This is a genomic window from Neisseria sp. P0021.S006 (genome assembly GCF_051956895.1).
The window spans coordinates 1-1,215 of the sequence record NZ_JBQCWZ010000418.1 but is presented as its reverse complement, the minus strand read 5'-3'; the positions used below and the strand labels follow the sequence as shown (position 1 = coordinate 1,215).

2 protein-coding genes are annotated in these 1,215 nt (G+C 35.1%); both read right to left on the bottom strand.

Annotated elements, in window-relative coordinates:
* Window positions 1-220: rhodanese-like domain-containing protein (locus ACTHUM_RS14645; protein WP_440403241.1), on the bottom strand; the 220-nt coding region annotated here is incomplete at its 3' end.
* Between the two features lie 186 nt (window positions 221-406).
* On the bottom strand, window positions 407-1,215 hold an 809-nt coding region (locus tag ACTHUM_RS14640), incomplete at its 5' end, for a hypothetical protein (RefSeq protein WP_440403240.1).

Below are 1,215 nucleotides of genomic sequence, written 5' to 3'. Positions count from 1 at the left end.
CCGCCTGAATACGTGCAAGGATTTGATCGTGCGGAATATTCACGGCATCTTGTAAATGACCTGCGTTAAATTCCTCGGCTGAACGTACATCAATCCAAACACTTTTTGCTTTTTCTGGTTGTACTGCGCTTTGTTCTGTTTGTGGTGCAGTATTCGCAGAAGCCAAAAACGGTACAGCAATCGCTGCCGCAGAAAGTACTGCTGTAAATAATTTTTTCATCATTCAATCTCCAATTAGATAGAAAATAATCGTCTTATAGGTTTAGGAATCTTATTAAATTAACAATCATGAAAAATATCTAAAATTTTGACCGCACTTTTACACGAAAAAGCCATCTGAAATTTAGTATTCAGACGGCCTTCCATATAAAGTTAGCTGCACAAACGCCTAGATATCCCTAATTCATCATAAATGCATATCTAATCGATGCTCATTATCCCACATTTCAGCTTCATTTTTATAAGACTTAGCCAACTGACCAAGTAACTCATCGGCCACAAACGGATGAGTAATAGCTAATTGTCTACGCCAATCTTGATATTGTTCGAATATTCTCCATTCTTGAGCACCACCATCACCAAATGAACGACTTGTAACTCCCCTGCTATTACGTTTTTCTATATACATTCCTTCAATCATATTTTTAGAATGTATATCTTCAACTAAATCACGTACACCTTCACAAGGCCAAATCCCATCTTCTCCATTTTGGCAATGGCCTAATAACTTACCAATAAAATATTCAACGATATTTCTACGTCCATGCTTTTCAGCAAGGTTAATTGCTTGTTTTACCCATCCTTCAAGCTTTTCGGGATTAATTTTTCCTAAATTATCTTCGCCCGGTATGTGGCTTAAGGCATTTAAAGTATACCGGTAATATTTAACTAATTGCGTGTTAACAGCCTCATTTTCATCTTCTAATCCATCATCTCTTTTATAAAGTTTTGAGATAAGTTGAACGAAAAATTCAGGATGTTCTTCTAAATATCTTTCTAAACTTTTGATTGAACAATTTTCACTTTTTCTTCCATAAGGTGCTAAAGCCACTATGTAGGAAAATTCTAAATTCGCCTTTTGTTCTAAGCTCAAAGTTTCACAATCAGAAATTTGAGAAAATGCATCTCCTAACCGATAACTATCTGGTGGATTATTTTCATTTTTTGCTGTTGGTAAAAGCATTGCTGTTAAAATCTCAAAAATAACTTTAGGAG